General features: G+C 59.7%; 3 protein-coding genes. All 3 read right to left on the bottom strand.

The window, feature by feature from the left end; genetic code table 11:
• Nucleotides 1-212: 212 nt before the first annotated feature.
• Entirely contained in the window at nucleotides 213-1,448 is a 1,236-nt protein-coding gene (locus ACTOZL_RS10080; RefSeq protein WP_482478257.1) for a CdaR family protein, read from the bottom strand.
• A complete protein-coding gene (cdaA, locus tag ACTOZL_RS10085) occupies nucleotides 1,438-2,307 on the bottom strand; it encodes a diadenylate cyclase CdaA (protein ID WP_482478259.1) in 870 nt (289 codons plus the stop codon). The genes ACTOZL_RS10080 and cdaA overlap by 11 nt, the downstream gene beginning before the upstream one ends.
• Before the next feature lie 205 nt (nucleotides 2,308-2,512).
• Nucleotides 2,513-2,953: aminotransferase class V-fold PLP-dependent enzyme (locus ACTOZL_RS10090; RefSeq protein WP_482478260.1), on the bottom strand; the 441-nt coding region annotated here is incomplete at its 5' end.

The raw sequence follows: 2,953 nt of genomic DNA on the forward strand, positions 1-2,953 counted from the left end.
TTGTAGGCAGTGACCACATTTTGGGTCCGGGTCATCATCTTCTCGCAGCCAGCGCATTCCGAACAGCTATGGGCGGCACCGCAGGCGGTCTCCCGCTCCACGGTGACCTCCGCCATGCCGTTGTTCAGCACGGCCTTTACCACTGCGATCTGTTCCATAAAAAGCTCCTCCCCTCAGGTCCTATCTTGTATTCCAATCCATGTATCATATTCTTATTTTTCTGTCAGACGAAGGGCCACAGTATAGTGTTTCCCCAAAATCTCCACGCCATCGGTGCCCTCTATCCACACCGTCACCGGGAAGCGTTGGATGCCCGGCGCGGCCTCGGCTTCGGACAAGTCCACAGAAGCGGCCAACTGTTCCCCCTTCAAATCCGTCAGCTGGCGGGTGCGCCCCCAGCTCCAAACGAAGATGGTCCCAGTGACCTGCTCCACCTCTAAGCCCTCAGGTATGTTCTCCAAGCGGATATCCTCCACTGGCATCATCCGGCTAGAGTAACGGTCCACTACCAAGCTCAATGTGGCATAGTCTGGGAGGTTCCAGCCTACGCTTCCCTGGGGCAGTTGGATGGGCATGTGGAACTCGGTATCGTCGTACACACCCTTGAGGTCGATGGACCCTAGGTTCAAGACCTCGGGCAGCTCTTGCCCCTCTTCCTTCACCACATTCACATAGGACGGCGATATGCTCCAACTCACGTCCGCCTCCTTGAGCTCTTCACTTTCCTGGAGGTCCACCCGCAGGGGGATGGAGACCACTTCCTCCACCGGCACTGTGACATGGGTGCTCTGCTCGCTGAGGGTAAGCAGCTTGGAATCCACCGGGGTACCGTCGCTTCCAAGGAGGCGCAGCTCCACGTCCTCCTCTATGGTGGCGGATACTGCCTCCCCCCCCACTTGGGCTTGGGCGTGGTCGATCTGATCTAAAATCTGAACCGGGCCTGTGACCTCAACATTTTTCAATTCCGTCTCAATCTCCCCGGTCATGAATCCCGTGACGGTCACGCCGGAAAAGCTGCCCCGGACGGGGACTCGCTTCGTCTCCACTTCCTCCACCGTCACCGTCAGCCGCAGGTCGTCCCAGTTGGCCACCGTCAGGCTATCGCTGCTCACGTTGGAGGGAAACACCGTCCGGCAGCTCAGGGGCCACTCCCCCTTCTCCTCAATGGTGGAGACATCCAGATAGACGGAGACGTTCTTGGGGCTCAGCTTCATCAGGGTCTTTTTCCTGCCGTTCACTTTTAGGTCCAACTGGTCCTGGCTGATGCTGGTAACCATTAGGCCCTGCTCCGCCAACTGACGGGAGCCTTGGATTTCCACGTCCAAGTCCCGCAGCCTGGTGGTGCCGGTGGGGTTTTCCACATTGACCACATACAGCCACAGGGCCACCGCCAAGCCCACAGCAAGGATGGCGTTGAGCACCCGGCGGCTTTTCTTCTTATTTTCCACGGCGCTGTGCCCTCCCTTGCCAGAATGCCAGGGCCCGGCTGACCCTTCCACCCTGCGCCTCCTCCTGGCGGGGGAGCAGCTCGTTGCGCAGCACCCGGTTCAACGTTGCAGCGGAGAGATGCCGCCGCAGTGTCCCCCGGAGCATAACGGAGATGGCACCGGTCTCCTCGGAAACCACCGCCACCACCGCGTCGGAGCGCTCGCTCATTCCCAGCCCCGCCCGGTGGCGCATTCCCAGGTCCTTGCTCAAGCTCATGCTGTCGGACATGGGGAGCATACAGCCCGCCGCCACGATCTTGCCCCGGCGGACGATCACCGCGCCGTCGTGGAGGGGGGCTTTATTGTAAAAGAGGTTTTTCAATAGTTCGCTGTTCACCGTGGACTGGAATGCCGTCCCCGATGAAATCACATTGTCCAGCTTCACATCCCGCTCAAAGACCAGGAGGGCGCCTACCTTATTGTCAGACATCTCCTGGTAGGCCTCCACCGTCTCTTGGATGGCCCGCTCCACCTCGCTGCTGGGGCCATTGTCCCGGAACAGACGAACCAGGGATATCCTGCCGCTGGTACCCACCTGTTCAAAAAAGCGGCGGATTTCCGGCTGGAAGAGGATCACCAAGGCCAGGAAGCCCAGCTCCATGGCCTTGCTCAGTAGAAAGTTGATGGCATCCAAGCTCAGCTGGTAGGAGACCCACATGCAGGCCACCATAATCAGCAGCACCTTGGCCACTTTGGCCGCGTTGGTCCATTGGAGCAGGTTGATGCACTTATAGAGGATAAAGGAAAGGATCACGATGTCGACCAGGTCAGAGAGGGTGATCAAGCGCAGGTATTCCACTACCACCACGCAATAGTTCATAAACGTCGTCACCGTGCGCCCCTTTCCCCGCGCCCCCGGCCCACAGCTTGGCCCAGGATTGCAGATTCCAATTCAGCTTATTATATAATATTTCTCTTACATTTACAAGAGCGGATTTGAACGAATGCCGCCATTGGCTTTCAAAAAAGCCCTTTGACAGAAAGAGACTGCCTCACCAATCCGTTGGTCAGGCAGTCTCCCTGGTTCACACCAGCCTCCTCATAATTTGAAGGAAGCGCTCCACCTCCTGGTGGGTGTTGAAGGCGGAAAAGCTCAAGCGGACGGTCCCACTGGTGGCAGTCCCCCCAGTGCCGTGAGCCAGCGGGGCACAGTGGAGTCCGGAACGCACGGCAATCCCCCGGCTCCCCAGGAACTCCGCCACCTGTCCCACGTCCAGCCGGGGTAGCCGGAAGGAGAGCACGCCACTCTGGCAGTCCCCCCTGGTGGAGAACACCTCCACCCCCGGCAGGCGTTTCAGCCCTGCCGCCGCCTGCTCCCGCAGGGCGCACTCATGGCGGAAGATCACCCCGGGCTTCTTGCTGCCCACGAAGCGCATCCCCTCCAACAGCCCTGCCACGCCGGGGATGTTGTGGGTCCCCGCCTCCAAGCGGTCCGGCAGGAAGGGGGGCATCTCTTGCAGGCGGGA

Source organism: Evtepia sp., from assembly GCF_056797215.1.